General features: G+C 36.7%; 16 protein-coding genes. 5 read left to right on the top strand and 11 right to left on the bottom strand.

Annotated elements, in window-relative coordinates; genetic code table 11:
- Positions 1-148: 148 nt before the first annotated feature.
- The 7 genes from MKX39_RS04790 to MKX39_RS04760 form a co-directional block, all read right to left on the bottom strand.
- On the bottom strand, positions 149-1,990 hold the full coding sequence (locus MKX39_RS04790) for an oligopeptide ABC transporter substrate-binding protein (protein WP_340768594.1): 1,842 nt from the start codon (positions 1,988-1,990) through the stop codon (positions 149-151).
- Between the two features lie 62 nt (positions 1,991-2,052).
- A complete protein-coding gene (locus tag MKX39_RS04785) occupies positions 2,053-2,961 on the bottom strand; it encodes an ABC transporter permease (protein WP_093535609.1) in 909 nt (302 codons plus the stop codon).
- A 28-nt stretch (positions 2,962-2,989) separates the two neighbouring features.
- Complete coding sequence (gene opp4B / locus MKX39_RS04780; RefSeq protein ID WP_093535611.1) at positions 2,990-3,952, bottom strand: oligopeptide ABC transporter permease; 963 nt, start codon at positions 3,950-3,952, stop codon at positions 2,990-2,992.
- 1 nt (position 3,953) lies between these two features.
- Positions 3,954-4,901, bottom strand: a complete 948-nt coding sequence (locus MKX39_RS04775; protein WP_093535613.1) for an ATP-binding cassette domain-containing protein — start codon at positions 4,899-4,901, stop codon at positions 3,954-3,956.
- Entirely contained in the window at positions 4,898-5,914 is a 1,017-nt protein-coding gene (locus MKX39_RS04770) for an oligopeptide/dipeptide ABC transporter ATP-binding protein (protein WP_093535615.1), read from the bottom strand. Before MKX39_RS04770 ends, MKX39_RS04775 begins: the two co-directional genes overlap by 4 nt.
- Before the next feature lie 398 nt (positions 5,915-6,312).
- Positions 6,313-7,548, bottom strand: coding sequence for a beta-ketoacyl-ACP synthase II (gene fabF / locus MKX39_RS04765; RefSeq protein WP_340761767.1), 1,236 nt, complete (start codon positions 7,546-7,548; stop codon positions 6,313-6,315).
- Positions 7,549-7,576: 28 nt separating this feature from the next.
- Positions 7,577-8,512: a beta-ketoacyl-ACP synthase III gene (locus MKX39_RS04760; RefSeq protein ID WP_340761765.1), complete on the bottom strand. Its 936-nt coding sequence runs from the start codon at positions 8,510-8,512 to the stop codon at positions 7,577-7,579.
- A gap of 164 nt (positions 8,513-8,676) precedes the next feature.
- Here MKX39_RS04760 and MKX39_RS04755 point away from each other — a divergent pair, with 164 nt between their 5' ends.
- On the top strand, positions 8,677-8,865 hold the full coding sequence (locus MKX39_RS04755; protein WP_340761764.1) for a YjzD family protein: 189 nt from the start codon (positions 8,677-8,679) through the stop codon (positions 8,863-8,865).
- Between the two features lie 674 nt (positions 8,866-9,539).
- Here MKX39_RS04755 and MKX39_RS04750 read toward each other — a convergent pair.
- The gene (locus MKX39_RS04750) at positions 9,540-11,675 is read right to left on the bottom strand and encodes an ATP-dependent Clp protease ATP-binding subunit (RefSeq protein ID WP_340768592.1); all 2,136 of its coding nucleotides are present in this window, start codon (positions 11,673-11,675) and stop codon (positions 9,540-9,542) included.
- Positions 11,676-11,859: 184 nt separating this feature from the next.
- On the opposite strand from MKX39_RS04750, the gene MKX39_RS04745 reads away from it, so the two are divergent.
- A complete protein-coding gene (locus tag MKX39_RS04745; RefSeq protein ID WP_340768591.1) occupies positions 11,860-12,555 on the top strand; it encodes a Crp/Fnr family transcriptional regulator in 696 nt (231 codons plus the stop codon).
- Positions 12,556-12,701: 146 nt separating this feature from the next.
- Here MKX39_RS04745 and MKX39_RS04740 read toward each other — a convergent pair whose 3' ends face one another.
- Both MKX39_RS04740 and MKX39_RS04735 read right to left on the bottom strand, forming a co-directional pair.
- Positions 12,702-13,022: a metal-sulfur cluster assembly factor gene (locus MKX39_RS04740; RefSeq protein WP_093537336.1), complete on the bottom strand. Its 321-nt coding sequence runs from the start codon at positions 13,020-13,022 to the stop codon at positions 12,702-12,704.
- A 66-nt stretch (positions 13,023-13,088) separates the two neighbouring features.
- A complete protein-coding gene (locus MKX39_RS04735; RefSeq protein WP_340768589.1) occupies positions 13,089-13,847 on the bottom strand; it encodes a prolyl oligopeptidase family serine peptidase in 759 nt (252 codons plus the stop codon).
- Positions 13,848-13,978: 131 nt separating this feature from the next.
- Between MKX39_RS04735 and MKX39_RS04730 the strand changes: the two genes are divergently transcribed.
- The 3 genes from MKX39_RS04730 (at position 13,979) to MKX39_RS04720 (ending at position 16,441) form a co-directional block, all read left to right on the top strand.
- Positions 13,979-14,791 (top strand): Cof-type HAD-IIB family hydrolase, encoded by an 813-nt coding sequence (locus tag MKX39_RS04730; RefSeq protein ID WP_093537334.1) that lies wholly within the window; start codon positions 13,979-13,981, stop codon positions 14,789-14,791.
- A gap of 164 nt (positions 14,792-14,955) precedes the next feature.
- Positions 14,956-15,807 carry a DegV family protein gene (locus MKX39_RS04725; RefSeq protein ID WP_093537333.1) on the top strand — a complete coding sequence of 284 codons (852 nt, stop codon included), beginning with the start codon at positions 14,956-14,958 and terminating at the stop codon, positions 15,805-15,807.
- A gap of 124 nt (positions 15,808-15,931) precedes the next feature.
- Entirely contained in the window at positions 15,932-16,441 is a 510-nt protein-coding gene (locus MKX39_RS04720; protein WP_093537332.1) for a DUF3231 family protein, read from the top strand.
- A 60-nt stretch (positions 16,442-16,501) separates the two neighbouring features.
- Here the strand turns inward: MKX39_RS04720 and MKX39_RS04715 are convergent, their stop codons facing one another.
- Entirely contained in the window at positions 16,502-17,947 is a 1,446-nt protein-coding gene (locus tag MKX39_RS04715) for an alpha-amylase family glycosyl hydrolase (protein WP_340768588.1), read from the bottom strand.
- Positions 17,948-18,166 lie beyond the last annotated feature (219 nt).

Here is an 18,166-nt window from a genome sequence, read left to right as displayed (position 1 = left end):
AAATAAAGTACTAAATGTGAGCAGCTAATAACTGCTATTCCATAACTGACTAAAAATATTAATAATCTTATTAGTATCACATCCTTATAAGACCATATGAAAAACCGCTCTTAAACTTTCGTTTAAGAGCGGTTTTTTTAAAAAATATTTATTTAACTGGAGTATCAGCCACTAGTTCAACATCGATATAATCGAAATCAGTGTCATAACCGAAGTCCCAGTTTTTCACACGATCATTGATTGGGCGTAATTCGTAACGGAATTGCATAGGAATTACAGCAGAAACATCTTGCATATATTCTTGCCATTCACGGAACTTCTTAGCACGGAACTCTCCATCAATTGCTTCAGGAGAATCGATTGCAGTTAACAATCCTTCAAGGTCTTCAGATGTGTAACGGCTGAAGTTATAAACAGCTGTTTTAGAGTATAAACCTGCTGGAGATGGGTTTGTACCTGTACCCCATGCACCCATAAATACATCGATTTCTGGATCATCTGCTTGAACTTTATCATAGAATGTGTTGAATTCAATTAGACGACCTGTAGCTAATTGTACGTCTAAGCCAACCTCACCCCAGTTTTGTAGGTAGTAAGAGATTACTTGCTCTTGTGTTTCATCACCAGCCATAGCTGCTAATTTAATAGAAAGTTTTTCTCCATTTTTATCTTCACGTAAACCATCGCCATCAGTATCTTTATATCCAGCTTCGTCTAATAATTGTTTAGCTTTTTCAGGATCATAGTTATATCCTTCAATAGAAGAATCATGGAATGATTTAAATACTGGTGGAATTAGAGAATTAGCACGTTCACGTAAGTCGAAGTAGAATACTTCATTAACTTGCTCGATGTCTAAAGCGTAACCCATTGCTTGACGTAGTACTTTGTCACCCATTTTTGCTTCTTCTTCATTTGTAATTGCAACACTTGCATCATAGTCATATTTCCCAAGTTTGAATCCTACATAAGAGTAGTACAATTCTTGACGACCAAGAAGCGTAATATTTTCAAGATCTTTTACATTTTCATAAGCGCTTGTTGGGAAAGAAAGAGCCATATCGTATTCACCAGTTTCTAATGCTTTAGCAGCTGATGCAGTTGGAACTGTTTTGATCACTACCCCATCCAGTTTCGCTTGACCTTTCCAGTAGTTGTCATTGCGTACAAATTGTACAGTCTCACCAGGAACGATTTTGTCGAATTTGAATGCCCCTAGAGTAACTGGGTTTTTACGTACAGCATCACTTTCAAGTAATTCAGCAACAGGAATATCTTTTACGATATGACTTGGTTCAGCATAAAACCATAGTCCATCTCCACCTGAGTAGATTGCAGGAGAAACTTTGTTGAATGAAATTTCTAAAGTAGTTTCATCCACTTTTTTCAAACCAGAAATTGTATCTGCTTTTCCATCATGATATTCTACAGCTCCGACAATATTTTGGAAGTCTGAATCATAACGAACTCCTGCATAATCAGGATGACCGATAATTAGGTAAGGTTGGATTAAATCCTCAATTTTAAGAGGCTCTCCATCTGACCATTTAACTCCGTCTTTAATCTTAACAGTTGCTTTATTGTTAGCATCGTCAACTTCTAATGTAGCAATACCACCATCAGAAATTAGGAAATCTCCATCTGTGTCAAACAGTACATTAGTTGCGAAATCCATAATTTCTGCATCATAAGCATCTTCATATAGAGTATAAGAGAAGATACCTTGGAATGGAGAATCATTTACTAATGCAACTTGTAAAGTTCCTCCTTTTATAGCTTCACCTTCGTTATCAAGTACTACAGAGAATAAATCGTCTGAGGCAGGCTCTTCAGCATTTTCCTCTGCACCATCATCTTCCTTTTCTCCACCGTCTTCTGTCTTATCCGGCTCATCAGCAGGTTTTGAAGTGTCTTCATCTGAATTACACGCGGCAAGAACTAGCATCATTGTCAAAAGTAATGCAAGTAAAGCTAAAAGTTTCTTATTCATTCTTTTTCCTCCTTTTTATTCTCTTTTTATATATCAAACGCTCTAGCGTCTAATAACTATTTTTAACCAAGTCGTTGACGTGCATCAGCAGATCTTCGAATTGCCTGACCAACATAATTGATCGCTAACATAAGTAATAAGATTAGTAATGCTGCTGGCAACCAGTTCCACCAGGCATTTTCCATTATGAATGGATCTGTTGCATAGCTTACAAGTGTTCCTAAACTTGGTGTAGACGGCGGTAAACCAAAACCTAAAAACGATAGTCCAGTTTCCAATCCGACATTTCCAGCAAAATTTAGTGTCATCTCCACGATTAATAGAGAGCTTAAATTCGGCATCATTTCTTTGAAAATAATAACAAAATTACCTGTGCCTAATGTTTTCGATGCATTTATATAGTCTCTCCTACTTTCAGAAAGAGCTTTACTTCGAATAACCCGCGCAGTACCTACCCATAAGAATACACTCATTATTAAAATGAATATGAGAATATTATATTTTGGTACGATAGTTACAAATACAATGATAATCATAAGAGAAGGTATAGTAATGAAGAAATCAATAATACGCATAAAGATATTATCAATCCATCCTCCAAAATAGCCTGTCACTAAACCAATGACTACACCGATAAACCCTGTTAATAATGTAACTGATATTGCAATTGTCAATGAGTTACGCGCACCTACTACTAATTGGCCAAGGATATCCCGCCCACCTTTATCGGCTCCTAACCAGAATTTTTCACCTGGTTCTGCTAGCTTGTCACGCAAGCTTATTCGCATAAGCTGAGTTTGGTCAATTTGCCATGCCCATATATATATGCTTCCAATAACTACAATTAACGATATTAATGAGAACATTGCTAATTTATCTTTCATGAACTCCCGCGCAATAACTTGGAAACCAGTCGGGGGAGAGCTTACTTTCATCTCTTTTGATGCTTCAATAGCTTCCGTATTTTTCATTATTTGGACTCTCCTTATCCATTATTTTTTAGTCAATCCTAATTCGAGGGTCAACGATGCTCATGATGATATCGGATAATAGACTTCCTAATAATGTTAAGAATCCAAAAAGCATAACAAGTGCTGTAATTACACTATAATCACGCCCATTAATTGCGTGAATGAACAATTGTCCCATACCATGATATCCAAAAATAGTTTCAATAAAGATAGATCCAGTTAGAAGTCCTGTAATTGTAAACCCTAAAAAGGCTGCAATCGGTAACAACGAGTTACGTAATATATGACGAGAATATACTTTATTGATCGGAATACCTTTACTTTTCGCAGTCCGTACATAATCTAACGACTTAGAATCAATAATTTCGGAACGTAGGTACTGAATAATCCCAGTAGTCGCAAGTAAGGCATACGTAATCGCTGGTAATAAAATATGATAGAACTTACTCCATATGAAGCCAGCTGTTCCAGACTCGTATTTAATATCTACAGTCCCACTAGTAGGGAACCAACCTAATTCATATCCGAAGAAGAACAGATTGATCAATCCTAATACAAATGTTGGTATGGCAAAAACTATAAAGCTATACAATACAATCGTTTTATCTAGGAGAGAGTCATGGAATCTACCAGCTATAACTCCTAGTGGAATGGCAATTAAATATAATAAAAATACACTTAACAAAGATAACCATAATGTATTCAACGCACGCTCTCCGATTAAATCAGCAACAGGGACGTTAAAGGTGTAGCTACGTCCAAAGTCTCCTTGAAAAGCATTCCCAATCCAGTTCACATATTGAACATACCATGGGTCATAGAAACCAGCTTTAATACGAAGTTCTTCTACTCTAGCGGGATCTGTTTCTGGAGTGATTAATCCTGTAAAAGGGTCCCCAGGCATAAACTTCGCCATAATAAATATTAAAAGACTAAGTACAAATAATTGTGGAATCATTACGAGAATACGCCTAATTATTGTTTTCCACATATTACATGCCCCCTTTGTTCTGAGCACTCATTGCCACTTGATGTGTATTGGAGATTGTTTGTAAATCAAAAACTCTTCCATTCTCATCATAATAATTATGGTGATTCGTTAAATAATCTACTTCTACAGCTCTTCGAATATTCTTTCGCTCTTCGCGATTTGTCGGATTTACCTCCGGTATTGCAGACAGTAATCTTTTCGTGTATATATGTTGAGGATTTGTATAAATATCATTTCGATTACCAGACTCTACAAAACGTCCTTTATACATAATCGAGATATTATCACACATATGTTTAACTACTCCCAGATCGTGGGATATAAATAAGAAACTCAATCCAAACTCCTCTTGAATATCTTTTAAGAAGTTTAAAACCTGTGCCTGAACGGATAAATCGAGTGCCGATACTGGTTCATCAGCAATAATTAGTTTAGGATTACTTGCAATTGCTCTTGCAATACCTATACGTTGTTTTTGTCCACCTGAAAATTCATGGGGATATTTGATTCTTGCTTCCTCACTCATCCCAACAATCGCCAGTAATTCATTTATTCTTTTTCTTTCTTCTCCAGGAGAAAGTTTCAAGAAATTACGAATAGGTTCTGCGATGATATCCTCTACTCTTTTTCGCGGATTCAAACTAGAGTGTGCATCCTGGAAAATCATTTGGATATCACGGTTATAGGCGGAATTTCTACTTCTTACTTTGTTTGTAACATCCACGCCTTCATAAATAATGTTTCCAGATGTAATTTTCTCTAGACCGATAATAGATTTGCCAGTTGTAGATTTTCCACAACCTGATTCTCCTACTAGTCCATATGCTTTCCCTTTTTCAAATTCAAGATTTATTCCATCTACAGCGTGCACATTATCTACAACTGTATTGAAAAATCCTCCACGAATAGGGTAATGCACCTTTAGGTCATTAATTTGCATGAAACTCATAGGGGATTACCTCCTTTTTCACTTTCAAAGTGAAAATGCTGCCAGCATGTACATCTAACGAGATGACCTGGAGATACTTCATGCAATGTTGGATTTTCTTCATGTGCTTCAGCAGGAATCCAAGGGATACGATCTGCAAATCTACATCCTACTCTTGGTAATTTTACTAACGATGGTACCATTCCTTGTATTACTTGTAGCTTTTCATTCTCACTATTCATCTGTGGAATAGAATTTAGTAGTGAACGTGTATATGGATGTCTAGGATTTGCAAACAACTCATCTACAGGTGCTTCTTCAATAATTTGCCCAGCATACATAACTACAACACGGTCAGCCGTTTCAGCTACTACACCTAAATCATGTGTGATTAATACAATACCTGCTCCTGTTTCATTTTGAAGTTCTTTCAACAGATCCAGAATCTGAGCTTGAATTGTAACATCTAATGCAGTTGTCGGTTCATCAGCAATAATAATATTTGGTTTACAAGAAATAGCAATTGCAATAATTACACGTTGTCTCATCCCGCCTGAAAGTTGGTGGGGAAACTGTTTAGCAATTCGATCTGGATTCGGGATTCCTACTTGTTTTAGTAATTCTAATACACGTGTATTGCGCTCTTGTTTTGACATTTTAGTATGATACACAAGACCTTCTTCAATCTGCTCACCAATTCTCATTAATGGGTTTAAAGCTGATAACGGATCTTGGAAAATCATTCCTATTTCTTCTCCACGGACATCATTTAACTTATCCTCTTTCAACAGGGCTAGGTTTTCCCCATTATATAGAATTTCTCCTTGAACTCGTGTCTTGTTATGGTCATATAGTCCAATAATAGAAGTGGCTAATGTAGATTTCCCACAACCTGACTCGCCCACTACTGCAAGTATTTCATTTCTTCTTAAGGTTAGGGATACACCATCAACCGCATCGTAATATGTATCTTTTATGCGAAAACCTGTATGTAAGTCGTTTATGGTTAAAAGCTGATCTAAGTTGTTCAACATATTGCTCCTTTCAGTAATCGCTCTACTAAACTATTATTTTAGAAGTCTACTTGCTCATTCAATGTTTAAATTTTCTGTTTATTATTACCTTCTGGTTAAATTCTATTACAGTTCTATTACAATCGCAATATTATTTTTTCATTATTTGATTAATTGGATACTTTGAGAAAATTTAAATAATCTAAAAAGCTAGTTATAACATAGGATTGAAGCATATATAAATAATTAAAATATTTTATTGGAATATTAATATATTCGTCATATTTCAACATTTTCTCTTACAAAAAAGTTGTTTTGTGTATTAAAACACTGACGAATCAACACTTTAAAGCGATGAATTATAGAATTCAAAAAAAGCATTTCCAAATAAACCTTGGAAATGCTTTGAGAGAATAATTTTATATTTTTTTGAATAAAATACTTGCATTATGTCCACCGAAACCTAAGGAATTACTCATAGCATATTCGATGTCTTCTTTTCTTGCAGCATTTGGCACATAGTCTAAATCACATTCTGGATCTGGAGTGTCTAAATTCATTGTCGGTGGTAATATTCCCTCTTTTAATGCTAATACAGTGAAGATTGCTTCAACACCACCTGCAGCACCTAAAAGATGGCCTGTCATAGACTTAGTAGAACTCATAGCAAGTTTATATGCATGTTCTCCAAACACAGTTTTCACTGCCATTGTTTCAAAATGGTCGTTGTATGGTGTACTCGTTCCATGCGCATTAATATAATCTACTTGTTCTGGTGAAATTGTAGCATCGTCAAGTGCTTGTTTCATCGCACGAGCTGCACCTTCGCCTCCTGGTGCTGGTGCTGTAATATGATGTGCATCTCCAGTTGAGCCATATCCGATAATTTCCGCATAAATTTTAGCTCCACGTGCAACGGCATGTTCATATTCCTCTAAAATAATAATCCCAGCGCCTTCTCCAATTACAAATCCATCGCGATTTGCATCGAATGGACGAGATGCTTTCTCAGGATCTGTATTTAACGTAAGGGCAGTATTTGATACAAATCCTGCTACAGACATATGAGTAATAGGTGATTCTGCTCCGCCTGTAATCATCACGTCTGCATCCCCACGTTCAATCACCTTAAATGCATCTCCAATTGAGTTTGTGCCAGATGCACAAGCTGTTACCGAACAAGAATTAATAGCCTTCGCGCCAAAATGAATGGATACTTGCCCTGCTGCCATATCTGGAATCATCATTGGTACAAAAAATGGACTTACTCGGCGTGCTCCTTTTTCTAAAAAGATACGGAATTGTGCTTCATAAGTCTCCATTCCCCCTATACCAGAACCAATCCATACTCCTGTACGAAGACCAATTTCTTCTGTTATTGTCAGGTTGGCATCTTCGACAGCCATAATAGAAGCAGCTAATGCGTAATGGGTAAAGCGATCCATTTTTCGTGCTTCTTTTCTTTCAATATATTTTTCTATATCAAAGTCTTTTACTTCAGCAGCAACCTTAGCAGCAAACTGTGATGCATCTAATCTTGTCAGCATACCTACACCAGATTTTCCTTCTTTAATACCCGACCAAGTTGTTTCTATATTATTACCTAGTGGTGTAACAGCTCCTAAACCCGTAACTACTACTCTGCGTTTCATCATGTAAGATTCATCCTTCCAAATTGTTCGCTTATTTTCCCCATTTTAATGCAATTGCACCCCAAGTTAATCCTCCACCAAAGCCAACCATCACAATAATATCATCATCTTTTACTTTGCCATTTATCACTTCATCATATAACGACAATGGGATAGAAGCCGAAGATGTATTACCGTATTTATGGATTGTTTTAGACATCTTTTCAATTGGTAATCCTAGTCTTTCTCTGGACGATTCCATTATACGGATATTGGCTTGATGTGGAATGAGCATATCCACTTCTTCTTTGTTTAGACCAGCTTTTTCTATTACATTAATCGCAGATTCGCCCATTTGTCTTACTGCAAATTTAAAAACTTCTCGTCCATTCATGTGAAGATGAGGACCTTCTTGTGATAAATGCTTCCCACCACTACCATCAGCACCGAGTTCAAAAGATAAAATTCCTCGTCCTTCTGACACTTTACTAATTACCGCAGCACCAGCACCATCTCCGAATAATACTGCTGTATTTCTATCTTCCCAATTAGTAATTTTAGAGAGTTTTTCTACTCCCACAACAAGCACGTGGGAATATGTATCAGACTCCACAAATTGCTTCGCTGTAACAAGTCCATACATAAAACCTGCACAAGCAGCCGACAAGTCCATTGCAGCAGCATTTGTTGCGCCAATTTGTTCCTGTATCATTGTTGAAACACTTGGAAAAGGACGGTCTGGTGTTACCGTCGCTACAAGTATCAATCCAATTTGATCAGCTGTTATTCCTGCGTCTTTTATTGCTTCTTTTGCAGCTTTCACAGCCATATGAGATGTATTTTCTTCTTCTCCAGCAATTCTACGTTCTTCTATACCAGTCATTGTTCTTATCCATTCATCAGATGTATCCATTCTTTTCTCAAGGTCTTCATTTGTCAAAACATGCTCAGGTGAATATGTTCCTAAACCAATTATTCCCGCATTCATGAAAGTTCCTCTTTTCTTATAATCTATTATTAGTACCTGGTATTAATAATAACGAATATATGTACATTTTTCAACAACAGAGTTCCTTTTGCCAAATATTCTTTTGTAATATGCTATGCTATGTTATGATATATATATAAAATTAGCGCCTGAGGTGAAATTACATGCAATATATAATGACAGTATTTTGGTCAGTAGTTTTAGTTACAATGTTAAATTATGTAGTAAGTTCCGTGCAAAACGTTGAATTTGTGTTCATGAATGGTATTATCATGTCCATTCCAGTTGCAATTATGGTTCTAATTATCGCAGCTATCATTCCTGAGGAACCAACAGCTAAAGCACATCACTAAAAAAGCCTTCCCACACGGGAGGCTTTTTTTAGTGATAGAAAAGAAAGTATATAAAAATACAAGATGAACACTGGTTTTACGGGACTTTTAAGATGAATAATGCTACTGATTTCGATTTCAGGTGGACGCTTTTCCGCGGGCTTGGCTTCAGCCTCCTCGTCGCAAGCTCCTGCGGGTTCTTCAGCTCAAGCTCTCCCGCTAAGAGTCGCCACCTTCAACTTCAAGCAATATAAAGTGTAGTTCTTCACTCTGAGATAGGGCAAAGTATATCCCTAAGATAATAAGAGTAATCAAAGTTAATAAAGTGATAAAACCGTCTGCCTAGTTAGGAATACTATTTTATCATGTAGAGGCGATTGGGTTTTCTTTTATTTGAGTCTATTTCATCATTACTTATTTTAAGATAGAACTAGTATATTTAAGTGGTTTTAAATCCAATTATACTTTTATATAAAGTATGTCTAGTTGATTGGAGCGCAGAGCGGCGACTCCAGCGGGACCGCGCGAGCTGAAGACCCTGGACTGAGCGTAAGCGAGGGAAGCGGCTGAAGCCGTGCCCGCGGAAAGCGCCCGATCGCAGAGGAAATCAACGGCATTCTACGTTTCTGTTTTTTGAGGACCGCGCGTCTTTTTGTCTGGTTTTCCTGTAGTTCTTCCTAATATTTGTGATTTTATTAACTTTCCATCATGATTTTCAGTTCATCCTCTTCCATTTTAGCAACTACCTTACTGCCAGGTAGAACAGTACCACCGATTAGCAGTTTAGCTACTGCCGTTTCTAAGTAACGTTGAATATATCTTTTCAATGGTCTTGCACCAAAAGCTGCATCTGTACCTTCCTCAACAATCCACTGTATCACTGAATCATCTACTTGCAACTCAATTTCTTGTTCATGCAAACGACTTTGAAGTTGTTTCACATATTTTTCTGTAATCTTAATGAAATGATGCGTGGTTAAGGAATGGAACATAATAATATCATCTAAGCGATTTAATAATTCTGGTTTAAAATGTTCACGTAATGCACTCATCACAAGGCTTTCATCTTGTTCCGATACTTCCCCAGTTGTATTTGCTAAGTACCCTGAGCCAATATTAGAAGTTAAGATGACAATTGTATTTGTAAAGTTTACAATTCTACCTTGGCTATCTGTTATTCGTCCATCATCCATCAATTGCAATAAAATATTTGCGACATCTGGATGTGCTTTTTCTATTTCATCGAGCAACACGACTGAATACGGATTTCTACGAACAGCCTCTGTTAATTGACCGCCTTCTTCATACCCGATATATCCTGGAGGTGCTCCAACCAAACGAGAAACACTGTGCTTTTCCATATATTCCGACATATCAATACGTATAAAATGCTCCTCAGAGTCAAATAAATTTGCCGCTAATGATTTAGCAAGTTCCGTTTTACCAACTCCCGTAGGTCCTAAAAATAAGAAAGATCCAATTGGTTTATGAGGATCTTTAATACCTGCTCTTGCACGCCAAACCGCCTCTGTCACTAACTGGACAGCTTGATCTTGTCCAACTACTCGCTCTCCTAATGTTTCATTCAAGCGTAAAAGCTTTTCTCTTTCTCCCTCTACCAGCTTTGTTACAGGAATACCAGTCCATCTTGAAACAATAGAGGCAATTTCGTCTGCTGTTACCTCTTCTCGTAATAGACGAGTTTCTGTATCTTCATTTACTTGGTTTTCATACACTTGAAGCTCTTTTTCTAGTGTGGGAATTTTACCATGGCGAAGCTCTGCTGCTAAGTTTAAATCGTATTGATTTTCCGCCTCTTCTAATTCTCGGCGATAGAGATCCAGTACTTCTCGTTTTTGTTGAATTACTCGAATAGCCTCTTTTTCTAGCTGCCATTTTGTTCGCATTTCACTTGTTGAAGTCTCTAATTCTTTTAAATCCTTACGCAATTGCTCTAGTCTTTTTTGACTTGCGGCATCCTTTTCTTTCATTAACGCTTGTTCTTCAATTTGAAGCTGCATCATTTTTCTTGTAACTTCGTCGAGTTCCTGCGGCATTGAATCGATTTCTGTCCGAATCATCGCGCAAGCCTCATCAACTAAATCGATTGCTTTGTCTGGCAAAAACCGTTCTGTTATATAGCGATTTGAAAGCTCTGCCGCTGCTACAATTGCTCGGTCATGGATTCGCACCCCGTGATGTAGTTCATAGCGTTCTTTCAGTCCGCGTAAAATGGAAACTGTATCTTCTATAGAAGGTTCTCTGACCATTACTTGTTGGAAGCGTCTTTCAAGTGCTGGGTCCTTCTCAATATACATTCGATATTCATCGAGTGTTGTAGCTCCAATACAATGCAATTCCCCGCGCGCTAACATTGGTTTCAACATATTACCGGCATCCATTGCACCATCAGATTTCCCTGCGCCAACTATCGTATGAATTTCATCGATGAATAAAATAATTTGTCCTTCGCTATCTTTCACTTGCTTTAAAACGGCTTGAAGGCGTTCTTCAAATTCTCCGCGATATTTTGCACCAGCGATTAACGAACTCATATCAAGCTCAAAAATCTGTTTCTCTTTCAAGCCTTCTGGTACATCCTTACGTACAATTCGCTGGGCTAGTCCTTCTACAATGGCCGTTTTCCCTACCCCTGGTTCGCCTATTAATACAGGATTATTTTTTGTTTTTCTCGATAGGATTCGAATAACATCCCTTATTTCCTGATCACGCCCAATAACAGGATCCATTTTCCCCTCTTTGACTGCATTTACTAGATTTCTACCGTACGTTTCTAAAGGACTTTTTTCATCTTGCTGTTTCATTTGCATTTTACAAACCTCTCCTCGCGAAATAGTTTGACCTTCTTTGACTAATATAAGTATACGTTTTCCCTATAACCTTTGTAAAGAAATATGGCATGATATTTGGTTAAGTAAATTACCTAAATATGCTATTATATATGAAAGTGCACATATGAAAACAAATGTGAATATCGGAAAGGAAGTAATAATTATGAATGAACAAAGTTCCAATTCACAAGGTATACATGCACTATTCGAACAATATGGAGTCAACTTAAAAGTAGATAAAGATCAATCCATTTTTTTAGAAGGTGAAAGGTCAGAAGATGTTTTTCTTGTAAAAACAGGTACCATTCGCATAAGTAAGGATACAGAAAGCGGAAAAATATTAACTTTGAGAATTACTGGAAATAATACGATTATAGGAGAAACTTCTATTTTTTGCGAAGTTTTGTATCATTCCGTTTCGGCAAATGCAATAGAACCTACCCACTTATTAGTATTATCTCGTTCTACATTGGAAAAATACTTATCGGATGATTCTACTCTTATGAAAGAATGGCTTCAAATCCTACAAGTGCATAATTTAAAAAACGAAACTCGCTTAAGAGATTTATTGCTCCATGGGAAAAAAGGTGCGTTATTGTCCACATTAATTCGATTAACAAATACATATGGGGTAAAACAAGAGGATGGTGGTATACTAATAGATCGCGCATTGACCAATCAAGAGTTGGCCAACTTTTGTGCTACTAGCAGAGAAGTTGTAAATCGGATTTTAAATGACTTAAAGAAAAAAAGGGTTCTATCGTTAGATAATGGTATGATTACAATTCATAATCTACCTTTTTTACGCACAGAAGTTGAGTGTGATAACTGTCCATTGCATATTTGTCGAATTGACTAGCTGCTGAGCTAATTCAGCGGCTTTTTTGTTTGGATTTTGGAAGGTGAAACTTAGGTGGAATCGTGTTTAACTCAGGGCACTATTGTGGAGCTTCATAATAAAAAGTCGAATCTACTATGATTCGACTTTTTACTCGATGTATTTTATTATCTAATTCCTAGTGCTATTTTAGCGTAGCGGGACATATTGTCTTTAGACCATGGTGGATTGAAGACTACATTCACATCTGTTCCTTTTACTTCAGGTAGTTCACTAAGTGCTGTTTTTACTTGATCTACAATCTGTGGACCCATTGGACAACCGATTGATGTTAATGTCATGGTAACTTTTGCAATATCTTCATCTGCTAACTGCACATCATATACTAAACCTAAATTGACAATATCTATGCCTAGTTCAGGGTCGATAACATTTTCCAGAGCGGCCATCATACTATCCTTCATGTCTTGTTCTTCATCTTGACTCATATTGAAAACCTCCTCTATTTTATCCCGCTTAACAGGCTATATATCAATCATATCAAACTCAACAGTTTATGCCAAACTATCCGCAAGCCACTGCATAGAAGCTAGCAATCCTTTTCGTGATACTGCATGTCCCGCTGACTTCTCGTTCATCAAGACTATATTCTTTTTATCATATCGCTTTCTAAGCGAAGCGATAAATTGGGCAGTTGGTTCATATGGTACTACAGGATCCTTTTCTCCATGCCAGAAGAATAATGGCGTTTCAATAAGATTATCAGGATAGTTTGATGCGTCAAAAGTAGCTAATGTGTCGAACATATTTTTTCGTTCAACCGCATTCAATGGTACTTTGAATCCTTTTTGTTCAACGGAAGCAATTTGTCCTTTCGCAAGTTCTACATAACCAGGCGTACCCATCATAATAGCAGCAGCGTCAATCCATGGATAGACAGTTAAACAACCTAGAGTAGTAATACCACCCATTGACGTTCCACCTATACCAATTTTTTGACCTGTGAAATAGCCTCGTTTTTCTAACTCAAGCTTAATATGCCCAACTTCTTCGATAGAAGTTAAAACAATTTCCCAAAAACGAAGACTTATTTCTACTTCATCTAATTCTTCATCTCGTTCTCCATGTAGATGTGCATCTGGTAAAATGACGCGACAGCCTTGTTGTACAAGTTGGTAAGCGTAATGTAGGTTATGCTCTTTTCCACTTTCAAATCCGTGTAAAAAGATGACAATTGAAGCATCCTTTTTTGTTTCTTCTTTAAAAATATGTAATAACGGAATGTTTCCCCATGCCTCGGTAGTAACTATCATTGCTATCCCGCCTTTCTTCTATCATTATTCTACCAAAGTAATCTTAAGAGTTCAAAGAGACTGATTTTACATTTTGACGTTATTCATTGAAAACGATACACTTTAAAGTAAGATAGAAGGGAGTTTTTTTTATGAAACCACATTTAATCGTGTTAGATTTAGATGGTACTTTATTGACCGATGAAAAAGTAATTTCAACAAAAACTAAAAATATACTTCAGCAGGCAAAAAATGAGGGACATGAAGTAATGATTGCCACTGGTAGACCTTATAGATCCAGTGAAATGTATTATAAAGAGCTCGGTTTGAGTACACCAATTGTTAACTTTAACGGAGCATTTGTTCATCATCCTGGAAGATCCTCATGGAAAACTGTACATACACCGATAGATTTAAAGGTTGTCAAACAAGTAGTTGAAGCGGTAGAAGGTTATTCCATCAAAAATATGCTCGCGGAGGTATTAGATGATGTATATTTACATTATCACGATGAAAAAATACTCTCAGCATTTTCATTAGGGAATCCACAGGTAACTACCGGAGATTTACGCAGCCTTTTGAAAACAGACCCAACTAGTTTACTAATCCACGCAGAAGAAGACTCGGTCGATTTAGTACGCCAGCATTTAAGAGATGTTCACGCGGAAGTAATCGATCATCGTCGTTGGGGTGCACCTTGGGATGTTATTGAAATTGTACGCCATGGTTTAAATAAGGCGGTTGGACTCTCCCAAGTATCCAAGTTCTTAAACATACCAAAGGAACGTATTATTGCGTTTGGTGATGAAGATAATGATTTAGAAATGATAGAATATGCTGGTGTTGGAGTAGCTATGGGTAATGCAATTAGTCCTCTTCAATCCATCGCCAATGAAGTAACTTTAACGAATAATGAAGATGGTATTGCAGAATTCCTAATAGAAAGATTAAACTTAACTAAATAGATTCTGCTGTTTTTCACTCCAGGCGGACACGTTACCCTCCAACAACCAAAATCAACAATTTCTAAAAATGATTAAAAATATGATGCCACGCAAAAGTTATATTAAATTTGAAACAAGTAATTATGAAATTAATACAAATAAATAGAGTTACAGGAGGATGGGAAATGAGAATATTTGCTGATAGTGCTTCAGATTTACCTAAGAGTTTTTTTGAAGAAAATAACGTTCTTTTAGCACCACTTAGAGTTCATATTGAGGAAGATGAATACGAGGATATTATTAGTATTGATTCTTCGGAAGTTTATGCTGCAATACGTGCAGGGAAGCATCCAAAAACTTCACAAGTTTCACCTGAATTATTTTTACGCTTATTTGAAGATCTTGCAAAGTCAGGAGAAGAAGGATTATATATTGCATTTTCATCGGCTCTTTCCGGAACCTATAGCACAGCTATGATGATGCGGGAACAATTATTAGAAACGTATCCAGATTTAAAACTGACGATTATCGATACTCAATGTGCATCACTAGGATATGGTTTGGTCGTTAAAGAAGTAGTTAGACTGCGTGATGAAGGAATGGATGCGGCTCAAATTATTGAAAAAGCACATTTTCATGCCGAGCATATGGAACATTTATTTACCGTGGAGGATTTAGATTATTTAGCACGTGGTGGGAGAGTTTCTAAAGCGAGCGCATTTGTTGGAGGGTTACTTAATATTAAACCACTGCTCCACGTAGAAGAAGGCAAGCTCGTGCCTTTAGAGAAAATCCGTGGACGTAAAAAAGTGTTGAAGCGTATGCTTGATATGATGGATGAACGAGGAGATACTATAAGTGAACAGACAATCGCTCTTTGTCATAGTGATGATGAAGCGACAGTACTAGATTTAAAGCAAATGATTGTAGAAAGATTCAATCCGAAGAATATTGAAATATATTCCATCGGTTCAACTATTGGTGCGCACGTTGGTCCAGGAACAATGGGACTGTTTTTCTTAAATAAACGACCATAAAAGTTAAAGTAAGATCTATAGTTTATGTAGATCTTATTTTTTTTGGAGAATACTTTCTCATTTACTTCACATACTACCATTTACATGGAGAAATTCTGTGAAAATATAAACTAGGAGTGAGACAATGGGAATTTTGAGTGGTAATCCAAAAGAAGAACCTTTACATTACGGTGAAGTATATGCTCTGTGGTCAAACTTAGTAATTAATAACGGGTTAATCGCCGCATATCAAACTTTTTATAATCATGCAGGTGATGATGAACTAAAACAGTTGATAGAAGAGTGCTATAAAGCTATGGAAGAAGAAAATAAACAAATTGAGAAGATATTAAAAGTAAATTCCGTTGGTTTACCACCTGCACCCCCTGCTCGCGCAGATGCTCGACTTGAAGATATTCCGGTTGGTGCACGATTTAATGACCCTGAAATTGGAGCGGCATTAGCCATGGATTCAGCTGCTGGACTAGTAGCATGTAGCAAAGTAATGGGTGAAAGTATCCGCGAAGATATTGCTATGCTTTACGGACAATTTCATATAGCTAAAACTCAAATTGGTGCAAAAATTCTACGCTTAAACAAAAGTAAAGGGTGGTTGGTATCTCCACCTCTTCATAATTTCCCTAGTAAAAAATAGTTTTTCGCAGTCCCACAAAAAAACTGTTCACCCGTAAATACAGGTGGACAGTTTTTTTAGTTATTTACTTTTTTCTTCATCTACTCGGCGTTGTTTCCCTTTACGCCAAACAATGATCAAAAATAACATAAACAGTAGATAAGCAATGACCATTGCAGCGATATAAGCACTATTTAGTCCTGTATCATCTTTAACTTGATATACTTCGACAATCTCTCTATCTAATACTAAACGGTAAGAACCATCATCGGTAGCACGGACTATATCCGATTCAAATAAACCAAGCAGTTCTTTATCTTCACCGATTTCATCACTAGAAAGATCTATTCTTTTGGTCTCACTTGTATTATTCACTACCACATAAAATGTTTCTTCATCCGAAGAACGTTTGTATACTGCATAACCATCTTTGTTTTCTAATAATTCCATTTTACCAGTTCGCATTGCTTCAGACTTTGTGCGAATGGAGGCCATATCCTTTAAGTATTCAATTAACTCTTCATCTACCCGGAAATTCATGATTTGGTGGCTATCTTGTGGTTTTTGACCATTCATCGCTATTTCCGTACCATATGTCATATACGGTACTCCCGGTAATGTAAGAATTGTACCGATTGCCATCTTAATGCGAGTAGGCGGAAACATATTTTCCACTGCACTATGATACGTAATTCTCTCTGTTAACAAATTATCCACCATTACAAGGCTATCTTCATTTGTAGAAGAAATAGACTCTGAAGGTAAATCTGTATTTTTGAAAGTATCCACGAAATCTATCATTTGCTGTTCTGAATAGTCCAAGTCAAAATTCGCTTCTGACTCTTCGAGTGCGATGACATACATAGGATCACGAACTTCTTTTACTGCAGCGATTAAATCATTAATAAATGCAGTTGGCGCTCCCTCCAACTCTGACAATTTAACTCCATCAATTTTGTAGGTTTCTGCAAATTTTACGATGGTATCAATAAGAGCCTGTTGTACATCATTATTAGTCAAATCCAATTGCATCTGACCATTTTCTGTTGATAGTACCCAATCACTCTTTTTGTTGTCGGTTGACCAAATATGTTGGTCACTAAAGTTATTTAGAGGAAATTCAACCATAATCTTCATATCTTTTTTGTGTGATTCATCTAATAACTCGTTAAATTCTTCCGTTGTCCCAAAGTGTCTCTCTAGTTCTTCAAAATCCAAGATTCGCTTTCCATCATAAGATTCAGTAGAAAAAACAGGACCAATAGAGATTGTAGTGAAACCCATATCTTTAATATGTGTCATCTTTTCTAAAACACCTAGAAAGTCCCCACCTGCGAATGCATTGGGATCTTTGGGATTGACCTCATAATCATTCGTTCCTAATTTATTGAAGTAACGATCTACATATAGATCATAAATACTTTCGTTATGTATAGAGTTATTCGTTTCTGCATTGCTCACCTGAGTTGTTGTAAGGCAAAGACTACTCATCAGCAATCCAGTTATAATCCATTTTGTAAACTTCAAGGTAAATCCTCCTTTGACGCATATACATTTCATTTTAACAAAGCTCTGTTTTAATCGCTATTGTTTCGCCATTAAAGCATTAAATATCTATTATATTTCGTCCAAACTGTGACAGCTATACTAAAAGTATTTCTAGTGCTTTATAACAATGTTTTACATTACGACTACCGAGTGACTTTTTGAGATGTTGATAGGCTGAAAACACCATCTGTTCCTTTT

It is taken from the genome of Psychrobacillus sp. FSL K6-1464, from assembly GCF_038003145.1.
Classification (GTDB): Bacteria; Bacillota; Bacilli; order Bacillales_A; family Planococcaceae; genus Psychrobacillus; species Psychrobacillus psychrotolerans.
Note: the sequence above shows the minus strand (reverse complement) of the source record. Positions and strands in the feature narration are given on the sequence as shown.